This is a genomic window from Paractinoplanes deccanensis (assembly GCF_016862115.1).
In the GTDB taxonomy this organism is placed as follows: Bacteria; Actinomycetota; Actinomycetes; order Mycobacteriales; family Micromonosporaceae; genus Actinoplanes; species Actinoplanes deccanensis.
Genome location: NZ_BOMI01000189.1, coordinates 49,964 through 72,571, shown reverse-complemented (window position 1 = coordinate 72,571; position 22,608 = coordinate 49,964). Strand labels below are relative to the sequence as shown.

Genomic DNA, 22,608 nt, shown 5'->3' with positions numbered 1-22,608 from the left:
CCCGCACTCCTCCCCTCGGCCTTTCATCGAAGGAAGCCACGGATGGCACGCAGCCGTACCTCGCTCTGGGCTTTTGTCCTGATAATCGCGGCATTCGCCGCAGCACCGGCGCAAGCTCACGCCGCGCCGGCGACGTACACGAATCCGGTCAGCGCCGGAACCGTCGACACGTTCCCCGACCCGGCGATCATCAAGGCCAAGGACGGCAAGTGGTACGCCTACGGCACCACGAACCCGATCCTCAACAGCAAGGGCGAGACGGGCGAGCACATCCTGCCCACCCTGACCTCGACCGACCTCGTGCACTGGAGCTACGCCGGTGACGTCTTCGCGCTGAGCGCCAAGCCTTCGTGGTGGCCGGCCGGCACGCGGCCGTGGGCCCCCGACATCCGGTATGACAACAACACCTACCACCTGACCTACTCGCTGTCGGTCGGCGGCATCGCGCTCGCCACCAGCGACAGCCCGGCCGGGCCGTGGACCGACCGCGGGCTGATCGTGCCCACCTCCAACGGCTGCCCGAGCGGCACGATCGACCAGGCGATGTTCACCGACACCGACGGCTCGCACTACCTCTACTGGGGCAGCTACGACACCATCTGCGCGGCGAGGATGAACGCCGACGGCACCGCGCTCGCCGGGCCGGTCACGCGCGTCGGGCACGGCCGGCGGATGGAGGGCGGTTTCGTCGTCCACCGGGACGGCTTCTACTATCTCTTCTACTCCGACGGCGGCTGCTGCGACGGGGCGTTCAGCGGCTACACCGTGAAGGTGGGGCGCTCGACCTCGCCGCTCGGGCCGTTCACCACGCCGACCGGGGTCGCGCTGACCGACCTCACCAGCAAGGACGGCATCGTGCTGGCGGGCAGCGGCAACGGCTGGGTGGGGCCCGGGCACAACGCGATCGTCACCGACCTGGCGGGGCAGGACTGGCTCGTCTATCACGCGATCCCGCAGAACGACCCGGACTTTCCGCCGGTCACCGGCGCCAACGGCGCGACGCTCAACCTCACCAAGCGGCCTCTGATGATCGACCGGCTGGACTGGATCGCCGGGTGGCCGGTCGTCCGGGCCGGCGCCGGGCCTTCCGCGGGCTCCCAGGCCGCGCCGGTGACGCGGTGGACCGTGGGCAGCACCTTCTCCTCCTCGGCCGACGGCTTCACCGGAGGTTTCTCCTGGTCTTCCGGCCGGCTGGTCGCGTCCTCCGGCGCGGCGTCGTCCTCCGCCCGGTCCGTCTCCGGAGACGTCCGTGTCGAAGGCGATGTGCGCGGCGAGGCGGCCGGCATCTCGTACGGCCCGGTGACGGCCTGGCTGGACAGCGCCTCCCGGCGGCTCGTCGTGGACGGCGCGGTCTCGGGCTCGGCGCCGTTGCCGGCGACCTTCAACTACCAGTCGTGGCACACGCTCGTGCTCACCCGGCGGGGCGCCGCGCTGACCGTCTCGGTCTCGGCCGACCGGCTGCACGACGACGTCGCCACCGTGCCGCTCACGCTCCCGTCCGGCTTCGGCGGCGGCCGGATCGGCGCGGTCTCCCGGTCGGGTGCCGCCGAGGTGGACAACCTGGGCGCGGCACCGCTGCACACGCCGGTGGCCCGGCGCGTCGACGACCCGGCCGCCGGCAGGCCGCTGGCTCAGTATTCCGACGAGTTCGACGGGACTGCCCCGAACGGCGGCTGGAGCTGGGTCCGGCAGGACCCCGCCGCGACCGTGACCGGCGGCGAGCTGGTGCGCCCCACCCAGGCCGGCGACATCGCGCTCGGCAGCAACAGCGCCGGCGTGCTGGTGCGCGACGCGCCGCCCGGCTCGTTCGTGGTGGAGACCAGGCTCCAGTTCGACGGCGTGCGCGGCAACCAGCAGGCCGGGCTCGTCCTCTACGACAACGACAACCGGTTCGTGAAGCTGGCGCACTCGGTGCTGCCGCTCGCCGGCATCGCCGGCTCGTTCCTCCAGCAGACCGAGTTCACCAAGGAGGACACCCGGGCCTCGACCAACGCGGTCACCTCGGGCCCGGCCTTCGGCGGCCCGGCGCCCGCCACGATGTGGCTGCGCCTGCTCCATCGCGACGGCGTGGCCCGCATGGCGACCAGCCGCGACGGCATCACCTGGGACTGGGGCGGCGCCTGGACCCTCACCCGCCCGGCCGCCCTGAAGATCGGCGTGATCGCCATGGGCGGAACGGGCGCGACGGCCCGCTTCGACTACGTCAGGACGTATGCCGTGCGGCCTGCCTGAGGTCGAGCTCGTCGATGAGCTCGCGGGCGACGTCCTGGCCGATCTTGTGGTCGCGGACCGCCGTGGCCAGGGCGAGCCGCTGGGCGTCGAAGCTCGCGTCGAGGTCCGCCGCCGGCCGGGCGGCGGCCTCGGCGACGATCTGGTCGGCCGTCTCGCGCTCGGCGCGGGCCTCGGCGTGCTCGGCGGCCAGGTCGAACTTCAGCCTGCGGGCCAGCCAGCCGATCGTGGTGCCCTGGATCAGCAGGGTGCCGAGGGTGACGATCAGCGCGATGGCCTGGATCGCGTCGCGGCCGGGGAACGGCGCGCCCGACGCCGTGTGCTCGGGGATACCGGCCGCGGCGGCGAGCGTGAGGATGCCGCGCATGCCCGTCCAGCCGACCAGCAGGATCTCCTTGCGGGTCGGCGGCTCCTGCGGCTTGGCGCCCCGCTTGCGCAACTCCTCCTCGCGCATCCGCCAGCGGGCCCGGTAGTAGACGTCCTCCCGGACCCGGCGCTTGCGGCGCTGATCGCGCCGCCGGTAGCGCTCGAACAGCACGTACACCCCGAGCAGCCGGAAGGCGATCGCCGTCACCAGCAGCACGCCCGCCGCGAGCAGCGTGCGGGCCAGTCCCGGGTCCTCCGCGTGGGCCAGGTCCTGCAGGACGAACTTCAACTGCAGGCCGATGTACGCGAAGACGAACGTCTCCAGCAGGAAGTCGAGCACCGGCCAGACGTTGTTCTCCTGCACCCGGGTCAGGTAGCCGCCCGGGTACTGGAAGTTCGGGTCGAGCGACAGGTTCAGGGTGATCGCGAAGGCGGCCGCCACCACGGCGAGGATGCCCGAGGCGTGCGCCTCCTCGGCGGCCAGGAACGCGGTGAACGGCACCAGCAGCACCAGCGACGTCTCGAGCGTGTGATTGCGCAGCCGCTTGCGGATGATCAGGGCGAGCATCGCGAGCGCGCCGCCGATGAGCAGCCCGAGGAGCGCGTTGCGGAAGAACTCGGCGACGCCGTCCCCGAAGCTGGCGTGCTCGCCGTTCACCGCGCCCACCGCGATCGCGAAGAGGGTCAGCGCGGTGGCGTCGTTGACCAGGCTCTCGCCGGTCAGCACCGAGGTGGCTCGCTTGGGCAGCCCCATCTCCTCGCCGTGCGACACCGTGGTGATCGTGTCGGGCGGCGCCAGCACCGAGCCGAGCACGAACGCCGCGGCCAGCCCGATCGTCGGCAGGATCCACGACGTGACGTAGCCGAGCACGCCGGCGGTCAGCACCACGAGGATCACGCCGAGGTTGATGATCGGGCGGAGGTTCGCCCCGAACGAGGAGAACGACGCGCCCCTGGTCGCCGAGTAGAGCAGCGGCGGCACCACCAGCGCGAGGATCACCTCGCTCTCCAGCTCGAGCCGCGGCACCCCGGGGATGAACGAGGCGGCGGCCGCCAGCACCACGATGATCCAGCCGGGTTCGACGCCCTTCCGCTTGGCGACCGACGACACCGCGATGCCACAGCCGATGATCAGCAGGATCTGTACGCCGTTCACCTGATCAGGCTAAGCAGAGATCGTTTCTCCTGGACGCAACCCCGCGGTGACAATCTCGATCATCCGAGGCTGACGGGGGTGCGGTGGCCGGCCGCCGCCACGGCCGGCCCCTGAGCGGTCAGCGCCGGATCAGGGCGAAGACTCCCCAGCCCAGGTAGTCGCGCTGGTAGCGGACGTGACGCACGGGAGCCGTGTCGAGCTCGGCGCGCATCTCGGCGTGCATCGGGTCGTCCGGGTTGGCGTCGAGCCAGCGCCGGACGTTCAGCCAGTGCGCCGCCTCGTAGCGGTCCCAGTCGTCGGCGTTCGAGAGCATCATCTCGACCACGTCGTAGCCGAGCTCGCCGAAGTGCGCGAGCAGGCCGGGCAGGTCGCGCAGGTCGTCCTTCGACGTCATGTGACAGCCGGTGACGGTCTCCTGGCCGGGCGGGTCGAGCCGCCAGTACGGCTCGCCGATCAGGAGCATGCCGCCGGGCCGGAGGCTGCGCTCGAGGATCGTGATGGTGCCCTCGACGCCGTCGCCGATCCAGGTGGCGCCGATGCACGCGGCGACGTCGGCCCTGTCGGGCGCGGTGAACCGGGCCGCGTCGCCGTGCCGGAACTCGACGTCGACGCCGAGCTCGGCGGCACGCTGCCGCGCCACCGCGACCCAGTCCGCCGCCAGGTCGACGCCGATGCCGGTGATGCCGTGGTCGCGGGCCCAGGTGCAGAGCATCTCGCCCTTGCCGGAGCAGAGGTCCACCAGCGTCGTGCCGGGCGTCAGCTTCAGCGCCCGGCCGAGGGCGGCCAGCTTGGCAGGGGAGAACGGGTTGAGGATCCGGAGGTCACCCTCGCGGATGAGGAACTGCCGTGGGATATCCATGTCGGTGCGTCCTGTCAGTCGAACGGAAAGGAGAGACGGGAACGCTCCGGGCAGTCATACAAGCACCTCCACAGGGTTGGCCGCCGACGATATGAACCCGCTCACGGCGAGCGCAACGGGTTTTCCGACCGGTATGCTGGCTCCGGGCCGTGACTGGCGCGTTCGGATGGGCCAACCATCGGGGAGCGGCTCCTCAGACTTGCCGTGCGCCTGGGCCTCTTCATCCGTGATAGGGAGGTCCCTGTGTCTGAGCTCAATCCCGAATCCACCGCCTTCCGCGCCGCCCTCGAGGTGGTCCGGTCCGTCGAGCCCCGCATCGCCGACGCGATCGCCAAGGAGCTGCACGACCAGCGCGAGTCGCTCAAGCTGATCGCGAGCGAGAACTACGCGTCCCCCGCCGTCCTGCTGGCGATGGGCAACTGGCTCTCCGACAAGTACGCCGAGGGCACCATCGGCCGCCGCTTCTACGCCGGCTGCCAGAACGTCGACACCGTCGAGGCGGTCGCCGTCGAGCACGCGAAGGCCCTGTTCGGCGCCGAATACGCGTACGTGCAGCCGCACTCCGGCATCGACGCCAACCTGGTCGCGTACTGGGCGATCCTCGCCGACCGGGTCGAGGTCCCGCACCTCAGGAAGTTCGAGAAGCGCCAGGTCAACGACCTGACCGACGCCGAGTGGGCCGAGCTGCGCGCCGCCTTCGGCAACCAGCGCATGCTGGGCATGTCGCTCGACGCCGGCGGCCACCTCACCCACGGCTTCCGCCCCAACATCTCCGGCAAGATGTTCGACCAGCGCAGCTACGGCGTCGACCCGGCCACCGGCCAGATCGACTACGCGGCGCTGCGTGAGACGGCGCGCGAGTTCAAGCCGCTGATCATCGTGGGCGGCTACTCGGCGTACCCCCGCAAGGTGAACTTCGCGACGCTGCGCGAGATCGCCGACGAGGTCGGCGCGACGTTCATGGTCGACATGGCGCACTTCGCCGGTCTCGTCGCGGGCAAGGTCTTCACCGGCGACTTCAACCCGATCGAGCACGCGCACATCGTCACCACGACCACCCACAAGTCGCTGCGCGGCCCGCGCGGTGGCGCCGTCTTCGCCACGGCCGCCCTCGCCGACCAGGTCGACCGCGGCTGCCCGATGGTGCTCGGCGGCCCGCTGGCCCACGTCATGGCCGCCAAGGCGATCGCCTTCGCCGAGGCCCGCCGGCCGTCCTTCGCCACGTACGCCCAGCAGATCGTCACCAACAGCCAGGCGCTCGCCGAGGGCCTGCTCAAGCGCGGCGTCCAGCTCGTCAGCGGCGGCACCGAGAACCACCTCGTGCTGATCGACGTGCACCCGTTCGGCCTCACCGGCCGCCAGGCCGAGCAGGCCCTGCTCGACAGCGGCGTGGTCACCAACCGCAACGCCATCCCGCAGGACCCGAACGGCGCCTGGTACACCTCCGGCATCCGCATCGGCACCCCGGCCCTGACCAGCCGCGGCCTCGGCACCGCCGAGATGGACACCATCGCCGAGCTGATCCACACGGTCCTGAGCAGCACCAAGCCGGCCGAGGGCTCCAAGGCCAAGTTCCACCTCGACCCGGCCGTCTCCGACAGCGTCAGCAAGCAGGCCAACGAGCTGCTCGCCGGCTTCCCGCTCTACCCGTCGGTCGACCTCGGCTGACACCCCGTCGTTCGCTGCGCCCCGGTCGACGGCACAATCCGCGACCGGGGCGTTCGCTTACGTGACGCCGGGGCGGGTATCCGTCTGGCGTGACTGAGCAACCACGTGACACCGCACTCGGAACCCTGGAAACCGTCCACACCTTCGAGTCGGGGCCGATGCCCACCGGCGTCAGTGTCTCCCGCGCGGGCCGTGTCTTCGTCAACTTCCCGAAGTGGGGGGACGACGTTCCCTTCACGGTGGCGGAGATCCGGGACGGGCAGGTCGTGCCCTTTCCCGACCTCGACCGGAACCAGCCGCGGGACGACGCCGACCCGGAGGCGCTGGTCTCGGTGCAGAGCATCGTCGTGGATCCGGCCGACCGGCTGTGGATCCTCGACACCGGCAGCCCGATGTTCCAGCCCACCAAGCCCGGCGGCCCCAAGCTGGTCTGCGTCGACCTCGAGACCGACACGGTCGTCCGGACGATCACGTTCCCGCCGGACGTGGCGCTGCCGACGACGTACCTCAACGACGTGCGCTTCGATCTGCGCCGGAACGCCGCCTACATCACCGACTCGTCCGACCAGGGACCGAACGGCCTGATCGTCGTCGACCTGGCGAACGGCGAGGCCTGGCGGCGGCTGCACGACCACCCGTCCACCAAGGCGCTGCCGCTGTCGGAGTTCCTGCCGGTCGTCGAGGGGCGGCCGTTCCTGGAGCGCCCCGAGGACGGGCCACCGCAGCCGGTGCGGATGGGCGCGGACGGCATCGCGATCGCCGCGGACGGCTCGCGCGTCTACTACTGCCCGCTCATGTCGCGCCGGTGGCACAGCGTGTCGGCCGAGGCGCTCTTCGACCGAGGGCTGAGCGACGCCGACGTGGCCGCGACGGTCGTCGACGAGGGCGACAAGGGCGGCGCCGCCGACGGGCTGGAGACCGACGACCGGGGCCGCTTCTACCTCACGAACTGGGAGCACAACGCGGTGCTGCGGCGGCTGCCGGACGGCACGTTCGAGACGCTGGCGCACGACTCCCGGCTGCTCTGGCCGGACACGATGTCGGTGGCCGAGGGCTATCTCTACGTGACCGCGAACCAGCTGCACCGCCAGGCGAACTACCAGAACGGCGAGGACAAGCGCCGCTACCCGTACTCGCTCTTCCGCATCCCGATCGACGCCGGGCCGGTGCGGCTGCGCTGACCGCCGGTCACGTCACGGGTGGAGCAGGCGCTCGGCGATCTCCTGGACGCGGGCGACCGTGATGCCGGTGCGCTGCTCCACGGCGAGCGGATGGTCGGTGGGCTCCAGCTCCAGGTGCGGGCGGGTGCCGACCGGCTCCGGGTGCACGTGGGTCTTGAGGTTGATGGTCGACGGGTAGACGGGCAGCTCCGTCGACAGCCAGCCGAACGACGAGGGCTCGTGCTCGCGGCCCGGCGTCTCCCAGGTGTCGAGCGTGCGCTTGAAGTTCGGGCGGCTCAGCGACGCCCAGACACCCCACTCGAAGTCGCGGCCGGCGTCGAGCACCGGGATGACGATCCGTGCCCGGACGAAGTAGTGCTCGCCGCCGATGACGCAGATCTCCTGCTCCAGGACGCTGCTCTCGTCGCCGGCGAGCCCGTCGTGCCAGTAGGCGGGCGCGTCCGATCCGTACGAGAACGGCAGCCCGTCGTGGCGCTCGCCGCAGCCCCGGCACACAAAACCCTGATCAGTCATCGCGCGATCATGCCGCACGGCACCCCGTCCGTGGGGGCGGCGTGCCCCGGGGCGGTAGCGTCGGCGCGATGGTGCCCTCCCGCGTTCTCGCCGCCCTCGCCGAGCTGGCGCCGGCGGGTGCCGATCGCGTGCTGGACGTGACCCGGGGCGGGCTGCCGTTCGTGTGGCTCGACTCGGCGCAGAAGGCGCCGCGCAAGGCCGAGGTCAACCGGCTGGCGGCGCTGGGCGCCCTGCACAAGGAGGAGCGGCCGCTGCGGGTGGGCTGGGGGTTCCTGGCCGGCCGGGCCGAGATCGACGGCAGGCGTACGAAGATCCGGGTCCCGTTGCTCAGCCAGCCGGTGCAGCTGGTCCGGGGCCTGACCGGATACACGGTCGCGCCGGCCGGCGACCTCGAGATCACGCCGCTGATCGCGGACCGGGAGCTGGCCGCGGCGCTGGAGGCGGCGCCCGGTGTGGGCGGGCCGGGCTGGCTGGAGGCGATCGGCACCAAGGCGTGGCTGTGGTCGGCGGCGCGCGCCACCGGGCTGACGGTCGACGCGATGGCCACGGGGCGGCGGGCGCCGGGCGACCGGGTGGTGCTGATCCCGTCGGCCGCCCTCTATGTGGTGCGCGACGTCTACGGCGCCGGGCTGGCGGACAGCCTGCGCAGCTGGGCGGGGCGCGACCTGAGGGGCACCGCCCTGGCCGCCGTCTATGCCGACGAACGAACCGATCAGCTCGCGGGGAGCCGCGCCGATCAGGCGGCCGCTGGTCAGGCTGGTCGGGTGGCGGCCGGTCGGGCCGGTCAGCCGGACGAGGGTCGCGCCGAGCCGGTGCTCTCACCGCTGCCGTTGACGCGGGCGCAGGCCGAGGTGGTGGCGCGGGCCCGCACCGCGCCGATCACGGTGGTGTCCGGTCCGCCGGGCAACGGCAAGAGCCACACGGTGGTGGCGGCCGCGCTCGAGGTGGTGCATCGGGGCGGGTCGGTGCTGATCGCGACCCAGTCGCCGCACGCGGCGGAGGTGCTGGCGGGGCTGCTCGATCGCTATCCGGGCCCGGTGCCGGTGCTGTTCGGCGACGCCGGCGGGCGCGAGCGGCTCGCGGCCGAGCTCGCCGCGGGCGCCGAGCAGGGGGTGGGCGAAAGGCAGCTGCGTGCGGACGCCGAGGCCGTGCAGAGGACCCTCGAGGCGGTACGCCGTGAGCGCTCCCTGATCACGAGTGCGCTGGAGCTGGAGATGCGCGCCGCCGAGCTGCCCGATTGGCAGCCGCTGCTCCCCGCGCTCGCGGCGGACGTGCCGGGCGCCTTCCGCGACGTGAACGTGGCCGGCCTGAACGACGTAGGCGTGAACGTGGCGGGCGTGAACGACGTGGGCGCGAACGTCCCGGGCCTGAACGTCGCGGGCCTGAACGACATGGGCGTTAACGACATGGGCGTGAACGGCGCGGGCGTGAACGACATGGGCGCGAACGTCGCGGGCGTGAACGTCGCGGGCCTGAACGACATGGACGCGAACGTCGCGGGCCTGAACGTCGCGGGCGTGAACAACGCGGGCGTGAACAACGCGGGCGTGAACAACGCGGGCGTGAACAACGCGGGCGTGAACAACGCGGGCGTGAACAACGCGGGGGTGAACGTCGCGGGCGGGAACGGGCCGGCCGATCGGGTGGCCGCGAAGCTGGCGCGGGGCAGGGTGTCGCGGTGGTGGACGCGTTGGCGGTTGGGCGTGCGCTCCGGCGTACCGGATGAAAGGGTGACAGAAGCCGTCAGAGCGGCCACCGCGCAGCGTGCCGCGGCGAGGCTCGCGGCGATCGGCGGGACGGAGCTGGCGCCGAGGTGGGCGGCGCTGCACGCGGCCGAGGCCGCGCTCGCCGAGGCGGTGGGCACGGCGATGCGCGACGCCGCGCGCAGCGAGAAGCGGTGGGACCGCGAGGCCCGGCGTGCGGCGGCGGCGCTGGCGACGGCCCTGCGCGCGGGCCGGAACAGGCGCCGGGAGCTGCTCGCCAAGCTGGACGCGGGCCCTCTGGTGCGGGCGCTGCCGCTGTGGATCGGCACGGTGGCGGACGTGGAGGACCTGCTGCCGGCGGCGCCGGGGACGTTCGACCTGGTGGTGCTCGACGAGGCGTCCCATGTGGACCAGGTGCGGGCGGCTCCGGTGCTGGCCCGTGCGCGGCGCGCGCTCGTGGTCGGCGATCCGCGCCAGTTGCGCTTCGTCTCGTTCGTCAGCGACGTCGACGTGGCCGACGTGCTGGAGCGGCACGAGGCGGACGAGCGGTTGGACGTACGGCGGGTGAGCGCCTTCGACCTGGCCGCGGGCGCGGCGCCGACCACCTGGCTCGAGGAGCATCATCGCAGCGTGCCGCACCTGATCGGGTTCTCGGCGCGGCGGTTCTACGGCGATCGGCTGTCGGTGATGACGCGGAGTCCGGCCACCGAGAGCGCGGACGCGATCGACGTCGTGCGGGTGGAGGGCGACGAGGTCGGCGCGGTCCTGAAGGTCGTCGAGGAGCATCAGGGGCGGGGCTCGATCGGGGTGATCTCGCCGTTCCGGCCGCAGGCGGACGCGCTGGAGGCGGCGCTCGTCGACGCGTACACCGTGGAACAGATCGAGACGCTGGGCCTGCGGGCCGGCACCGTGCACGCGTTCCAGGGCAGCGAGGCGGACATCGTGGTCGTCTCGCTCGGGCTGTCGGCCGGCGATCCGCCCGCCCGGCGCCGGTTCGTCGCCGATCCGCACCTGTTCAACGTGATGATCACCCGGGCTCGGCGGCGGTTGGTCGTGGTGACCGCCTTGGACACCTCGGACGGTCTGCTCGGGGAGTTCTTCGCGTACGCGTCGGGCGGCCTGCCGGGCGCGGCGAAGCCGGCGGATCGGACGGATTGGGCCGGCGAGCTCGCGGCCGAGCTGGAACGCCTCGGCGTGGAGGTGCGGCCCGGCTACGAGGTCGGGCCCTGGGTGATCGACCTCTGCGCCGGCGAGCTCGGCGTCCTCTGCGGGCCGCATCCGGGCGGCGCGCAGAAGCATCTCGAACGCCAGGCGGCGCTGCACCGGGCCGGGTGGCGGTTGATGGACGCCTTCGCCAGCCGCTGGCAGGGCGATCCGCGCCGGGCCGCCCTGGAGATCAGCGCCGCGGTGGCAGCCGATGCAGCTCGACGTCCTTCAGGTGGCCGCCCGTGACGGTGGCGGTCATGTAGGTGCAGTACGGCTGGCGCCGGCGGTCCGTGGGCGAGCCCGGATTGAGCAGCCGCAGCCCGTTCGCCGCGGTGGTGTCCCACGGGATGTGCGAGTGCCCGAAGACGAGCAGGTCGACGTCGGGGAACCGCGCCGCGCACCGCTGTTCGCGGCCCTGCGACGGCCCGGTCTCGTGCACCACGGCGAGCCGCAGGCCGTCCAGCGTCGCGTACGCGATCTCCGGCAGTCGCGCGCGCAGCCCCGGGCCGTCGTTGTTGCCGTAGCAGGCGATCAGCGTGGCCGCCCGGGCCGCCAGGGCGTCCAGCGCCGCCTCGTCCACCCAGTCGCCGGCGTGCACCACCACGTCGGCCTCGTCGACCGCGGCCCACAGCTCGGCCGGCAGGTCGCGGGCCCGCTTGGGCAGGTGGGTGTCGCTCGTGAGCACCAGTCGCACGACAGCCAGCGTAGGCGGGAAGCGCTTTCCGATCCATGATCGGCTGATTTGCCGTTTTTACCGATGCGCGCCGGAACCGGTTCCGACGTCTCTGTTATCGAGCCGTGAATACCCGAAAGGGCAATCGACGTACGTCATTGAGCTGGGCCGTTGCCCGAAGGGGCAGAGCGCCATCGCGGGTCTTCGTTTCGCCCGCAAGACCGTCGATGTTCCGGAACCTGTCGCGACTCTGGACACCACATGAACGCCTCCTTAGCGTCGATGCGGGGGAGCGCTCTCCCCGTACAAGTGGAGAGGTCTTCTTCCCCGCCAAGCGCAAGCAGTCCCCCTTGCGCCATCCCCGCTCCAAGGAGAAGCAATGACCAAACTGCGGAGACGCTCCCCCTGGCGCCTCGCCGCCGCCGGTGGCATGGTGGCCGCCGTCATCGCCGGCTACGCCACCGCGACCACCGTCGGCGCGAGTGCCGCCGAGACCCTGCTCTCGCAGGGGAAGCCGGCGACCGCGTCGTCCACCGAGGCGGCCGGCGCCTACTCGGCCGCCGAGGCCGTCGACGGCAACACCGGCACCCGGTGGTCGTCGGCCTTCTCCGACCCGCAGTGGCTGCAGGTCGACCTCGGCAGCTCGCAGGCGATTTCCCGGGTGGAGCTCAACTGGGAGACGGCGGCGGCGAAGGCGTTCCAGATCCAGGTGTCGGACAACGCGAGCACCTGGACCTCGGTCTACTCGACCACCACGGCGACCGGCGGCGTGCAGTCGATCCCGGTCACCGGCACCGGTCGCTACGTGCGGATGTACGGCACGCAGCGCACCACCGGCTACGGCTACTCGCTCTGGGAGTTCAAGGTCTTCGGCGGCGGCGGCACCACCAACCCCGACCCGATCCCGGGCGGCGGCAGCCTCGGCGCGAACGTCGTCGTCTTCGACCCGTCGATGTCCTCGGCCACCATCCAGGCGCGGGCCGACGAGATCTTCCGTCAGCAGGAGTCGGCGCAGTTCGGCACCGGGCGCTACGTGCTCGCGTTCAAGCCGGGCACCTACAACAACCTGAACATCCAGGTCGGCTTCTACACGTCGGTGGTGGGCCTCGGCCAGAACCCGCAGGACGTGCGGATCAACGGTGACATCACCGTCGACGCCGGCTGGTTCCAGGGCAACGCGACCCAGAACTTCTGGCGCTCCACCGAGAACGTCTCGGTCTATCCGGTGAACGGCGCCAACCGCTGGGCCGTCTCGCAGGCCGCGCCGTTCCGCCGCATGGACATTCACGGTGACCTGAACCTGGCCCCGAACGGCTACGGCTGGGCGTCCGGCGGCTACATCGCCGACTCGCGGATCAGCGGCAGCGAGGGGCAGTACTCGCAGCAGCAGTGGTTCACCCGCAACAGCCAGATCGGCTCGAACACCAACGCGGTGTGGAACCAGACCTTCGTCGGCGTGCAGGGCGCACCCCCGGCCAGCTACCCGACGCCGCCGTACACGGTCATCCCGAGCACCCCGGTGATCCGCGAGAAGCCGTACCTCTACCAGAGCGGCAGCGACTACGCGGTCTTCGTGCCCAACCTCCAGAGCAACGCCTCCGGCGCCACCTGGGTCAACGGCAACACCCCCGGCACGTCGATCCCGCTGTCGCAGTTCTACGTCGCGAAGCCCGGTGACACGGCGGCCCGGATCAACCAGGCGCTCGCCCAGGGCCTCAACCTGATCTTCCAGCCCGGCATCTACCACATCAACGAGACGATCAACGTGACCCGGGCGAACACCGTGGTGCTCGGCCTCGGCTACGCCACGATCATCCCGGACAACGGCGTCACCGCGATGCAGGTGGCCGATGTGGACGGCGTGAAGATCGCCGGCGTGCTCTTCGACGCCGGCACGACGAACTCGCCGAACCTGCTGGTCGTCGGCCCGTCCGGAAGCTCCGCGTCGCACGCCGCCAACCCGACCACCATCCAGGACGTCTTCTTCCGGATCGGCGGCTACATCGCGGGCAAGGCCACCAACAGCCTGCTGATCAACAGCAACAACGTCATCATCGACCACATCTGGGCGTGGCGCGCCGACCACGGCAACGCCGGCACCTACGGGTGGACGATCAACACCGCCGACAGCGGCCTGATCGTCAACGGCAACAACGTCACCGCGTACGGCCTCTTCGTCGAGCACTACCAGAAGACCGAGGTCCTCTGGAACGGCAACGGCGGCCGCACCTACTTCCTCCAGAACGAGCAGCCGTACGACCCGCCGTCGAACGCCGCGTGGCGCAGCGACGCGCTCGGCTACCCCGCCTACAAGGTCGCCGACTCGGTCAGCACCCACGAGGCGTGGGCCATGGGCAGCTACGCCTTCTTCAACGTCAACCCGGCCGTCCACTCCGCCAACGGCTTCCAGGCACCCACCCACGGCGGCGTGAAGTTCCACAACATCTTCACCATCTCCCTGGCGTCCGGCACGATCGACCACGTCGTCAACAACATCGGCGCACCGGCCCAGGCGAGCAACGTCATCCCCTCCACGGTGACGAACTTCCCCTGATCCCGTCGTTGTCCTGAGTGCGGCGCCGCGGTCCTTCCGCGGCGCCGCCTCTTATGGCGCGGCCACCTGCCACAGGGCGCTGACCGGCACGGCGCGCAGCTTCTCGCCGAAGGGAAGCGTCGAGGTGCCGGTGTAGAGGACCACCCCGGCGACGAAGTCGTCCCCGAGCCGGCCGGCCAGCCGGCGCAGCCCACGGAAGTCGTCGGGCCCGACGGTCGAAGCGGCCTTGACCTCGACGCCGACAACCTGACCCGACCTGTTCTCGAGCACCGCGTCGACCTCGTATGTGTCGCGGTCGCGGTAATGGGAGAGCTCCACCTGCTGTTCGGACCACGTGAGCTGGCGTGACAACTCGGAGAGGACGAACGACTCCAGCAACGGCCCGAAGGGCGCACCCGGCCGGAGCAGCGTGCGGGCGTCCATGGCGACCTCGTTCGCGGCGATGCCCGAGTCGACGAACACCATCTTGGGCGCCGCCGTGGCCCGCGTGCCGAAGCTCGCCCTTGTGCTGGATGTCGGAGAGTTGCCGGACGTCGCGGTCGATGAGTGCCTGCACATATCCGTCGAGGAAGCGCCCTCGGCGACGAGCATCGTCCCGAGACGCCGCCTCCGGCAGACCGCCACGGACGATCCTGGCGGTGTAGTCGGCGCGCGTCACGGCCGACTCGTGCCGTAAGCCGGGCCCGAGCGTGAAGACAGCGTCGATGAAACCGTCCGGCTCGCCGCCGATCTCGCCCTGAGAGAACGGCCAGAGCTTCGATTTGCGGGGGCATACCCTTTCGATTCGCGGGGCTCCAGGCCTTCATTCTGCGGGGTTACGCGAGTTTGTTCTGCGGCGCTTCTCGTGTTCGGGGGGCGGCATGGTGGCGATCGGGAAGCCGGCCGTCAGGTACGCCAAGGCGCGATCGATGGACGCGGCGGTCGGTGACCGAAGCTCGAGAGCGGCGCGCAGCGTCCCGGTGAGGGCGCCCAGGAAGATGTGCGCTTCGAAGTCGGCCTCGGGTGCGCCGGCTCGGGCGAGTGCGGCTCGGGCCAGCGACTCGATCACGCGATGGAGCTCGTCGGCCTGGGCCTGGCGGACCGCGGGAATCTCGTCGATGAGGGCCCGTCGCTGCGCCTCGAACTCTCGGCCCGTGCGGTCGAGGCCGGTGCGGACCGCGCGCGAGAAGGCGGTCAGCAGCGGCAGGTCCGCGGGCTGCTCGGCGAGGGCGGCCAGCATGGTCTCCTCCAGGTCGTCGGCGAGGACCAGACGCTCCTTGGTGGGGAAGTAGCGGAAGAAGGTGCTCGGCGAGACGTCGGCGGCGGCCGCGATCTGCTCGGTGGTGGTGGCCGCGTAGCCCTGCTCGGCGAACAGGCGCATGGCCTGGGCGCGGATCTCGGCGCGGACGCGGGCCTTCTTGCGCTCGCGGAGGCCGTTCTTGGTGTCAGGCGCGGACACTGTCGACGATCTCCTCGGTCATCTCCCACAGCCGGCGTTCCAGCGCGGCGTCGCCGGCCGGTGCCACCGGGGTGATCGGCCTGCCGGTGCGTGCGGAGAAGTATCCCCCGGTCAGCACCGGGTCGGTAGCGAGACGCACGATGCCGCCCGCGCCGCGCCGAGGGTCGCCGACGTGCAGGGCTTTCAGAACCTTCTCCAGTACGGCGGCGCCGGGCAGCTCGCGTCCCAGGCCGGTCGTGTTGAAGCCCGGGTCGAGGGCGAGGCAGACCGCGCTGGTGCGCCGGGCCAGCTCGTTGTTGAACATGATGTCGAGCAGCTTGGTGCGCCCGTAGACGGCCGACGACCCGCGCCGGGTGAAGGGCGAGGTGTCGGTCAGCGCCGACGGCAGCGAGAACGTGCCGTGCCGCCGGGAGGCCTCCGACGCCACCGTCACGATCCGCTCGGGTGACGTCTCGAGCAGTTCCCGGGTCAGCAGCCACGGAGCGAGGTAGTTGACCGTGACCATCTCGGGCAGGCCGGCCGCCGTCGTGCGGGCCGTGAACGCGTGCAGGCCGGCGTTGTTGATCAGCACGTCGATCTTCGGGTGCCGCGCGCGGATCTCCGCCGCCGCCCGCCGCACCTGACTGAGGTCGGCGAGGTCCGCGATCACGACGTCGACCTGGGTGGCGGGCGCGATCCGTGACGCCCGGCCGGGGTCGCGGGCGACCAGGATCAGGTCGTGTCCCCGCGCCGCGAGGTCGAGCGCGGCGATCTCGCCGAGGCCGCTGGTGGCGCCGGTCAGCATGATCTTCATATTTTGACAGTACTGCCAGATGACAGAACTTCCAAAAACTAGAGCTCGCCCGAGCCGCGCTGGATGAGGGTGGTGGGGATGCGGATCTCGCGGGGTGGGCCGTCGTGGCCGTCCAGGCGATCGAAGAGGGCGGCGGCGGCCGTGCGGCCCATGCGGGCCGGGTCCTGGGCCACGACGGTGACGCCCGGGTCGAGGAGGTCGGCCAGCGGGAAGTCGTCGAAGCCGACCAGGGCGACGCAGTGCTGGCGGCCGAGGCGGCGCAGCGCCCGGACCGCGCCGACGGTGGCCTGGCTGTGGGCGGCGAACAGGGCCGTGGGCGGGGTGGGGCCGCGCATCAGCGCGACGACCGCGCGTTCGGCGGCGGCCGGATCGTGCAGATCGTGCACGACGGGGCCGGGGCGGCCGCCCAGCGCGCGCAGATATCCGCGGTACCGGTCCTGGGCGAGGCCGTCGCCCAGGTAGGCGATGCGGCGGTGGCCCTGGGCGACGAGGTGGCGGACCGCGGTGGCGGCGCCGGAGATGGTGGTGGAGACGACCGTGTCGACGGGGGCGCCGGTGGCCTCGAGGGCGACGACCGGCATGCGGCGCTCGGTGGCGACCAGGGCGGCCGAGGCCAGGATCAGGCCGTCGAAGGCCGTGCTGAGCGAGTCGCGGGGCCGGCCGGTGAGCACGTGGATGTCGCGGGTGCGGGCCTCGTCCTCGATCGCCCGGTGCAAGGCCGCGGAGAACGGGTGGGAGACGTCGTCGAAGAGGACGCCGATGGTCCCAGGCATATGGACCTCCGTCGATGTCGATCACTGAACGCAACGCATCGTTGACATGTAGTCAACATCGGGCGTGTACTGCGAGGCAACGTCAACTCTCGATTGCTGCGCGAGCAGCTGCTAAATCGGTGGAGGAGGCATGTCTCGGAATCGAAGGGCAGTGGCCGCCGGCTGCGTGATGACGTTGGCTCTCGTGCCGGCCGCCGCGTGCAACAGAGGCTCGGGCGAGGACGTCGTCGGGCTGATCACGAAGACTGATACGAATCCCTTCTTCGTGCAGATGAAGAAAGGCGCCGAGGAAGCGGCCGAGGCGCAGGCCGTCGAGCTGCAGAGCTTCGCCGGCAAGCAGGACGGCGACAACGAGGCCCAGGTGCAGGCCATCGAGAACCTGATGTCCTTCGGCGCCAAGGGCTTCCTGATCACCCCGAACGACTCGAAGGCGATCGTGCCCTCGATCGACAAGGCGCACGAGCAGGACATGCTGGTGATCGCGCTGGACACCCCGGTCGACCCGCCGGACGCCGCGGACGCCACCTTCGCCACCGACAACTACCAGGCCGGCAAGCTGATCGGGCAGTGGGCCAAGGAGAAGTTCGCCCAGGACGGCAAGCAGGCGAAGATCGCGATGCTCGACCTGAACGCCAACCAGGTCTCCGTCGACGTCAAGCGCGATCAGGGCTTCCTCGACGGCTTCGGCATCGAGATCGGCGACCCCAACCGGATCGGCGACGAGAACGACCCCCGGATCGCCGGGCACGACGTCACCGACGGCGCCGAGGACGGCGGCCGCACGGCGATGGAGAACCTGCTCCAGAAGGACCCGTCGATCAACCTGGTCTACACGATCAACGAGCCCGCGGCGGCCGGCGCGTACCAGGCGCTCAAGTCGGCCGGGCGCGACAAGGACACCGTCATCGTCTCGATCGACGGCGGCTGCCCGGGCGTGGACAACGTGTCCAAGGGGATCATCGGCGCGACGAGCATGCAGTTCCCGCTCAAGATGGCGCAGCTGGGCGTGGACGCCATCGCCGCGTACGCCAAGGACGGCACCAAGCCGCAGGCGACGCCCGGGAAGGACTTCTACGACACCGGTACCGAACTGATCACCGACGATCCGCAGGCCGGCGTGGAGTCCAAGGACTCGGCGTGGGGCAAGCAGAACTGCTGGGGCTGACATGGCGACAACTGCCACTGCCGACTTCGACGTACGCAAGAACGACTCGCTCGGGCTGCGGGTTCAGCACATCCTGCACGCCAACCCGGTCCTCGGGCCGCTCGCCGTGCTGGTCGTCGCGATCATCGCCTTCTCGATCGTCAACGGCCGCTTCCTCACCGCCACCAACCTGTCGCTGGTGCTTCAGCAGGTCACGGTCATCGCCACGCTCGCGCTCGGGCAGACGCTGATCATCCTGACCGCCGGCATCGACCTGTCGGCCGGCGCGATCGCCGTCTTCTCGTCGATCCTGACGGCCACCTTCTGCGTCGACGCGGGCATGCCGGGCATCGTCGCGCTGCTGCTCGGCTTCGCGTGCGGCACGGCGATGGGCGCGATCAACGGCTTCCTGGTCACCCGCCTCAAACTGCCGCCGTTCATCGTCACGCTCGGCACGCTGACCATCTTCTTCTCGCTCAACTCGGTGGTCAGCAACAGCGAGACGGTGCGCGGCACGGACATGCCGTCGCTCATGACGTGGACGGGCAACTCGATCCCGATCGGCAACTTCCGGCTGACGTACGGGTCGATCATCATGCTCCTGCTCTTCGCCTACTTCTTCTACGCGCTCTCGCGCACCGCGTGGGGCAAGCACGTGTACGCGACGGGCGACGACGCGGAGGCGGCGCGGCTCGCCGGCATCCAGACCGGCCGGGTGCTCTTCTCGGTCTACACGGTCGCCGGCCTGCTCTACGCGATCGGCGGCTGGATCCTGATCGGCCGCCTCGCCTCGGCCAGCCCCAACGTGGGCGTCGAGTACAACCTCGACTCGATCACCGCGGTCGTGCTCGGCGGCACCAGCCTGTTCGGCGGGCGCGGCAGCGTGATCGGCACGCTGATCGGCGCGCTCATCGTCGGCGTGTTCCGCAACGGGCTCCAGCTCGGCGGCGTCGAGGTGGTGTGGCAGGGCTTCGCGATCGGCCTGCTCGTGCTCGTCGCGGTCTCCCTCGACCAGTGGATCAGGAAGGTGAAGACGTGACGCCCGTTCTGCAAGCCAAGGGCCTGACCAAGCGGTACGGGCGGGTGGTCGCCATCAACGGCAGCGACCTCGAGCTGTACCCGGGCGAGATCCTCGCGGTCATCGGCGACAACGGCGCCGGCAAGTCGAGCCTGATCAAGGCACTGTCCGGCGCCCTGGTCCCCGACGAGGGCGAGATCTACCTCGACGGCAGGCAGGTCCATTTCCGTACGCCGATGGACGCGCGCGCCGCCGGCATCGAGACCGTCTACCAGACCCTCGCGGTGGCGCCCGGCCTGGACATCGCCGACAACCTGTTCCTCGGCCGGGAACAGCGCAAACCCGGCCCGCTCGGCTCGGTCTTCCGGATGCTCGACCGCGGCCGCATGCGCTCCGAGGCGAAAAGGCACATGTCCGAGCTGGGCGTCGCCACCCTCCAGAACATCGGGCAGCCCGTCGAGTCGCTCTCCGGCGGTCAGCGGCAGGCGGTGGCCGTGGCGCGCTCGGCCGCGTTCGGCAGCAAGGTCGTGATCCTCGACGAGCCGACCGCCGCGCTCGGCGTCAAGGAGGGCAACCGCGTGCTGCAACTGATCCGCGACGTCCGCGACCGCGGCCTGCCGGTGATCCTGATCAGCCACAACATGCCGCACGTCTTCGAGGTGGCCGACCGCATCCACATCCAGCGCCTGGGCCGCCGCGCCACGGTGATCACCCCGAAGTCCCACTCGATGTCGGAGGCGGTGGCCATCATGACCGGGGCTGCGGAACCACCCCCGGAGCCGGTATAGAAGAGCCGTGCGATGGCAGACGGTGTGGGCGGCGTGCGAGAGCGACGAGCGCGTCGCCCGCCTCGCCGTGGCCGGTCCCGACGTGGTGGTCGTCGCCGACAAGGGCGGAGCGATCCAGGCGCGGCGGGCCGGTGATGGCTCGCCGGTGGCTGCGCCGACCTACACCGGGATCCCGGGCATCGTCGGCTTGGCGGCGTGGCGCGACGGGGCGGCCGTGCGAGTGGCGACCGGGGCGGGTTCCCGGCACAAGTCGCACCGGTGGCTGCAACGGTGGGACCTCGTCGCCCGCGAGGAGATCCAGCCCGCGATCGATTTCAACTCCATGCGGGTGAAGCACATCTACTCGGCGGTGGTCGGTGGCGAACAGGTCCTGGTCGTGGTCCACCGCGGGGTGCTCGCGATCCGGCGGGTCACCGACGGGTCGGTGGCGGCCGAGGTGGTCAAGCATCGGGAGACGTCGCGCGTCGTGCTCGGCTCCGTCGACGGTGAGCCGATCGCGATCAGCTCGTCGCACGAACGGCACGCGCAGCTGTTCCGGCTGGCGGATCTGGTGGCCCCCGAGCGACTGCCCGCCGGTCGCGACGGCGAGTTCGTCGACGCCATGGCCGGCACCCGACTGCTCTGCGGCAGCTATGCGGAGCCGTGGGACGCCTGGCGAACCGCCTGGGCACGCGACCTGTCCGGCAACCGTCTCGGCCCCGAGGTCACCGGCGAGGTGATCACCGCCGTGGCGATAGCCGAGTGGCCCGCGGTCTACATCGCCCGCGCCGACCGCACGGTGTCGCTGATCGACATGGAGTCGGGCGCCGAGCTGTGCCCGGCCCTGCGCTTGCCGGCGAGGGCCCGGTCCCTCGCGGTGATGGCCGACGCGGCCGGCTCACGCGAGCGCCCGGACGTGGTCGTGGGATTCGGTCTCGAAGTGGCTCGGTTCCGGCCGCCGTCCCCTTAGACCGGCCGGGGCTGCGGAATCACCCCCGGACCCCGTATAGAAGGGGCATGCCGGGACTGTGGGAAACCGTCTGGGCCGCCGGGCGGGACCTGCCGCGCGTGGGCGGCGTCATGCGCACCGGCGCGGTCCTCGCGATGGCGGCGGGTGGCAGCGGGGAGCGCCCGCTGGTGGCGGTCCTCTCGGCGCCGGGGCACACGGACGACGAGGGCGATCACCTGCGGGTCTGGCACGTGGCCACGGGGCAGGTGGCCGCGGTGCCCGTACCGCCGGCGCGATGTGTGACGGCGAGTGGGGAGGCGGGCTGGAGACGCGTGCCGTCTGCGGTGGGCGGCTGGGCGACGGGCGGTCTGTGGTGGTGACGGCCGGCCGCGGCCTCGCGATGTGGGATGTGGACAGTGGCGGCCGGCTGCCGTTGCCGGTCTCGGTGGACGAACGCGTCGTGGCCGTGACGCTGTCGGAGTTGGCCGGACGCGAGGTGCTGACCGTGGTGACCGAGTCGCGTGGGCTGCTCAGTTTCGACGTCGCGACCGGGGAGCGGGTGGGCGAGCGGATCGACGCCCACACCGACGACCTGCCGCCGTTCCGCGGGCGCGTGTGGGGCGGCCGGCGCAGCCGTCCGAAGCCGGTCGTGGTGGGTCGGACGCTGGTGGTGCCGACGCGGTGGCGCGTACATCTGTGGGACCTGCCCGCCTCGGCCCCGGCCGGCCCACCGCTGCGGGGACCGGTGCGCAGGCCGGCGCTGGAGACGCTGCGGTGGAAAGGGCGGCACTGGCTGCTGACCGGGTCGGCGGAGGACGGCCTGGTCGTCCTGTGGGATCCCGGTCGACAGCGTCCGGGGGATCGTGACCCTGGTGCCGTGGGCGGAGGGAACCGTGCGCGCGGCGACCGGAGCCGGCTCCCGACGTGCGTCGTATCCCTGGTTGCAGCGGTGGGACCTGGTGGCGGGCGCGGAGGTGCCGCCGGAGATCTACCGGCTGGAGGATCTGGCGGCGCCGGCCACGCCGGTGCCGGCTCTCGACGGGCGCTTCGTCGTCGCCGTGGACGGCGATCGTCTGGTCGGCGGGAGCTACGCGGAGGGGCGGGACGCGTGGCGGACGGTGTGGGCGTTCGACCTGGCGGGCAAGCGCGCCGGGCCCGCGGTCACCGGCGCGCCGATCACCTCTGTGGCGATCGGCGCCTGGCCGGCGGTCTTCATCGCGCGCGCCGACGGCACGGTGTCGCTGGTCGACCTTGAGTCGGGCGACCCGCTGTGCCCGGCTCTGCAGTTGCCGGCGCCGGCCCGGGACATGGCGGTGGCCGGTCGGCGGGATCTGATCGTGGGGACCGGCACCGATGTGGCACGGTTCCGGCCGCCGACGGGATGATCTGCTACTTCTTCTTCTTTTTGCCCTTTTTGCCCTTGCTGCCCTCGAACATCTCGCCCAGCATCACTTCGTCCCGTTCGTGGGCAAGCTCGTCGGCCGTCTTGGGCTCGCGGACGGCCACCTTCCAGAAGACTGCCGCGACCACGACGACCCAGGCCCACCACGGGATGCCGGACTCGGGCCCGAACAGCTGACTCGTCACGTCGCTGGCATCGTTGATGAACTGCTCCATG

General features: G+C 71.3%; 19 protein-coding genes, 1 pseudogene and 1 riboswitch. Of the genes and pseudogenes, 11 read left to right on the top strand and 9 right to left on the bottom strand.

Annotation, left to right across the window (positions count from 1 at the left end; all coding sequences use genetic code 11):
- Positions 1-42 precede the first annotated feature (42 nt).
- Positions 43-2,232: a glycoside hydrolase family 43 protein gene (locus tag Ade02nite_RS44920; RefSeq protein WP_203777516.1), complete on the top strand. Its 2,190-nt coding sequence runs from the start codon at positions 43-45 to the stop codon at positions 2,230-2,232.
- On the opposite strand, the gene Ade02nite_RS44915 is transcribed toward Ade02nite_RS44920, so the two are convergent.
- On the bottom strand, positions 2,204-3,751 hold the full coding sequence (locus Ade02nite_RS44915) for a cation:proton antiporter (RefSeq protein WP_203777514.1): 1,548 nt from the start codon (positions 3,749-3,751) through the stop codon (positions 2,204-2,206). The two genes, Ade02nite_RS44920 and Ade02nite_RS44915, sit on opposite strands and share 29 nt — an antisense overlap.
- Positions 3,752-3,869: 118 nt before the next feature.
- Entirely contained in the window at positions 3,870-4,610 is a 741-nt protein-coding gene (locus Ade02nite_RS44910) for an SAM-dependent methyltransferase (protein ID WP_203777512.1), read from the bottom strand.
- A gap of 139 nt (positions 4,611-4,749) precedes the next feature.
- A riboswitch (ZMP/ZTP riboswitch) is annotated at positions 4,750-4,833 on the top strand.
- A 20-nt stretch (positions 4,834-4,853) separates the two neighbouring features.
- Here Ade02nite_RS44910 and Ade02nite_RS44905 point away from each other — a divergent pair.
- The gene (locus Ade02nite_RS44905; protein WP_203777510.1) at positions 4,854-6,278 is read left to right on the top strand and encodes a glycine hydroxymethyltransferase; all 1,425 of its coding nucleotides are present in this window, start codon (positions 4,854-4,856) and stop codon (positions 6,276-6,278) included.
- Between the two features lie 89 nt (positions 6,279-6,367).
- Positions 6,368-7,459, top strand: coding sequence for an L-dopachrome tautomerase-related protein (locus tag Ade02nite_RS44900; protein WP_239169521.1), 1,092 nt, complete (start codon positions 6,368-6,370; stop codon positions 7,457-7,459).
- A gap of 12 nt (positions 7,460-7,471) precedes the next feature.
- Here Ade02nite_RS44900 and Ade02nite_RS44895 read toward each other — a convergent pair whose 3' ends face one another.
- The gene (locus Ade02nite_RS44895; protein ID WP_203777508.1) at positions 7,472-7,972 is read right to left on the bottom strand and encodes a DUF2199 domain-containing protein; all 501 of its coding nucleotides are present in this window, start codon (positions 7,970-7,972) and stop codon (positions 7,472-7,474) included.
- 68 nt (positions 7,973-8,040) lie between these two features.
- Here Ade02nite_RS44895 and Ade02nite_RS44890 point away from each other — a divergent pair, with 68 nt between their 5' ends.
- Complete coding sequence (locus tag Ade02nite_RS44890; RefSeq protein WP_203777506.1) at positions 8,041-11,127, top strand: AAA domain-containing protein; 3,087 nt, start codon at positions 8,041-8,043, stop codon at positions 11,125-11,127.
- Here Ade02nite_RS44890 and Ade02nite_RS44885 read toward each other — a convergent pair.
- Positions 11,072-11,575 (bottom strand): metallophosphoesterase family protein, encoded by a 504-nt coding sequence (locus Ade02nite_RS44885; protein ID WP_203777504.1) that lies wholly within the window; start codon positions 11,573-11,575, stop codon positions 11,072-11,074. The two genes, Ade02nite_RS44890 and Ade02nite_RS44885, sit on opposite strands and share 56 nt — an antisense overlap.
- Positions 11,576-11,933: 358 nt before the next feature.
- On the opposite strand from Ade02nite_RS44885, the gene Ade02nite_RS44880 reads away from it, so the two are divergent.
- Positions 11,934-14,108: a discoidin domain-containing protein gene (locus Ade02nite_RS44880; RefSeq protein ID WP_203777502.1), complete on the top strand. Its 2,175-nt coding sequence runs from the start codon at positions 11,934-11,936 to the stop codon at positions 14,106-14,108.
- Between the two features lie 51 nt (positions 14,109-14,159).
- Here the strand turns inward: Ade02nite_RS44880 and Ade02nite_RS50655 are convergent.
- The 4 genes and pseudogenes from Ade02nite_RS50655 to Ade02nite_RS44860 form a co-directional block, all read right to left on the bottom strand.
- Positions 14,160-14,865, bottom strand: a pseudogene (locus tag Ade02nite_RS50655) (ATP-binding protein); the annotation flags it as partial.
- A gap of 45 nt (positions 14,866-14,910) precedes the next feature.
- Complete coding sequence (locus tag Ade02nite_RS44870; protein ID WP_203777499.1) at positions 14,911-15,546, bottom strand: TetR family transcriptional regulator; 636 nt, start codon at positions 15,544-15,546, stop codon at positions 14,911-14,913.
- Entirely contained in the window at positions 15,533-16,339 is an 807-nt protein-coding gene (locus Ade02nite_RS44865) for an SDR family NAD(P)-dependent oxidoreductase (RefSeq protein ID WP_203777497.1), read from the bottom strand. The genes Ade02nite_RS44870 and Ade02nite_RS44865 overlap by 14 nt, the downstream gene beginning before the upstream one ends.
- A gap of 38 nt (positions 16,340-16,377) precedes the next feature.
- On the bottom strand, positions 16,378-17,112 hold the full coding sequence (locus tag Ade02nite_RS44860; RefSeq protein WP_203777495.1) for a substrate-binding domain-containing protein: 735 nt from the start codon (positions 17,110-17,112) through the stop codon (positions 16,378-16,380).
- A gap of 130 nt (positions 17,113-17,242) precedes the next feature.
- On the opposite strand from Ade02nite_RS44860, the gene Ade02nite_RS44855 reads away from it, so the two are divergent.
- The 6 genes from Ade02nite_RS44855 to Ade02nite_RS44830 all read left to right on the top strand — a co-directional run bounded on the left by Ade02nite_RS44855 (position 17,243) and on the right by Ade02nite_RS44830 (position 22,375).
- Positions 17,243-18,277 (top strand): substrate-binding domain-containing protein, encoded by a 1,035-nt coding sequence (locus Ade02nite_RS44855; RefSeq protein ID WP_203777493.1) that lies wholly within the window; start codon positions 17,243-17,245, stop codon positions 18,275-18,277.
- A gap of 1 nt (position 18,278) precedes the next feature.
- On the top strand, positions 18,279-19,295 hold the full coding sequence (locus tag Ade02nite_RS44850) for an ABC transporter permease (protein WP_203777491.1): 1,017 nt from the start codon (positions 18,279-18,281) through the stop codon (positions 19,293-19,295).
- On the top strand, positions 19,292-20,062 hold the full coding sequence (locus Ade02nite_RS44845) for an ATP-binding cassette domain-containing protein (protein ID WP_203777489.1): 771 nt from the start codon (positions 19,292-19,294) through the stop codon (positions 20,060-20,062). The genes Ade02nite_RS44850 and Ade02nite_RS44845 overlap by 4 nt, the downstream gene beginning before the upstream one ends.
- A 7-nt stretch (positions 20,063-20,069) precedes the next feature.
- On the top strand, positions 20,070-21,011 hold the full coding sequence (locus Ade02nite_RS44840) for a hypothetical protein (protein ID WP_203777487.1): 942 nt from the start codon (positions 20,070-20,072) through the stop codon (positions 21,009-21,011).
- 47 nt (positions 21,012-21,058) lie between these two features.
- The gene (locus Ade02nite_RS44835; RefSeq protein WP_203777485.1) at positions 21,059-21,370 is read left to right on the top strand and encodes a hypothetical protein; all 312 of its coding nucleotides are present in this window, start codon (positions 21,059-21,061) and stop codon (positions 21,368-21,370) included.
- A gap of 561 nt (positions 21,371-21,931) precedes the next feature.
- On the top strand, positions 21,932-22,375 hold the full coding sequence (locus Ade02nite_RS44830; protein ID WP_203777483.1) for a hypothetical protein: 444 nt from the start codon (positions 21,932-21,934) through the stop codon (positions 22,373-22,375).
- Positions 22,376-22,379: 4 nt separating this feature from the next.
- On the opposite strand, the gene Ade02nite_RS44825 is transcribed toward Ade02nite_RS44830, so the two are convergent.
- Positions 22,380-22,607: a hypothetical protein gene (locus tag Ade02nite_RS44825; RefSeq protein WP_203777481.1), complete on the bottom strand. Its 228-nt coding sequence runs from the start codon at positions 22,605-22,607 to the stop codon at positions 22,380-22,382.
- Between the last annotated feature and the right edge of the window lies 1 nt (position 22,608).

What these genes read in the sequence shown, in the direction of transcription:
- Ade02nite_RS44920 (WP_203777516.1), top strand. Translation starts at nt 43, where the DNA reads ATGGCACGCAGCCGTACCTCGCTCTGGGCTTTTGTCCTGATAATCGCG.
- Ade02nite_RS44910 (WP_203777512.1), bottom strand. Translation starts at nt 4,610, where the DNA reads ATGGATATCCCACGGCAGTTCCTCATCCGCGAGGGTGACCTCCGGATC.
- Ade02nite_RS44895 (WP_203777508.1), bottom strand. Translation starts at nt 7,972, where the DNA reads ATGACTGATCAGGGTTTTGTGTGCCGGGGCTGCGGCGAGCGCCACGAC.
- Ade02nite_RS44890 (WP_203777506.1), top strand. Translation starts at nt 8,041, where the DNA reads ATGGTGCCCTCCCGCGTTCTCGCCGCCCTCGCCGAGCTGGCGCCGGCG.
- Ade02nite_RS44880 (WP_203777502.1), top strand. Translation starts at nt 11,934, where the DNA reads ATGACCAAACTGCGGAGACGCTCCCCCTGGCGCCTCGCCGCCGCCGGT.
- Ade02nite_RS44865 (WP_203777497.1), bottom strand. Translation starts at nt 16,339, where the DNA reads ATGAAGATCATGCTGACCGGCGCCACCAGCGGCCTCGGCGAGATCGCC.
- Ade02nite_RS44860 (WP_203777495.1), bottom strand. Translation starts at nt 17,112, where the DNA reads ATGCCTGGGACCATCGGCGTCCTCTTCGACGACGTCTCCCACCCGTTC.
- Ade02nite_RS44855 (WP_203777493.1), top strand. Translation starts at nt 17,243, where the DNA reads ATGTCTCGGAATCGAAGGGCAGTGGCCGCCGGCTGCGTGATGACGTTG.
- Ade02nite_RS44850 (WP_203777491.1), top strand. Translation starts at nt 18,279, where the DNA reads ATGGCGACAACTGCCACTGCCGACTTCGACGTACGCAAGAACGACTCG.
- Ade02nite_RS44835 (WP_203777485.1), top strand. Translation starts at nt 21,059, where the DNA reads ATGCCGGGACTGTGGGAAACCGTCTGGGCCGCCGGGCGGGACCTGCCG.
- Ade02nite_RS44825 (WP_203777481.1), bottom strand. Translation starts at nt 22,607, where the DNA reads ATGGAGCAGTTCATCAACGATGCCAGCGACGTGACGAGTCAGCTGTTC.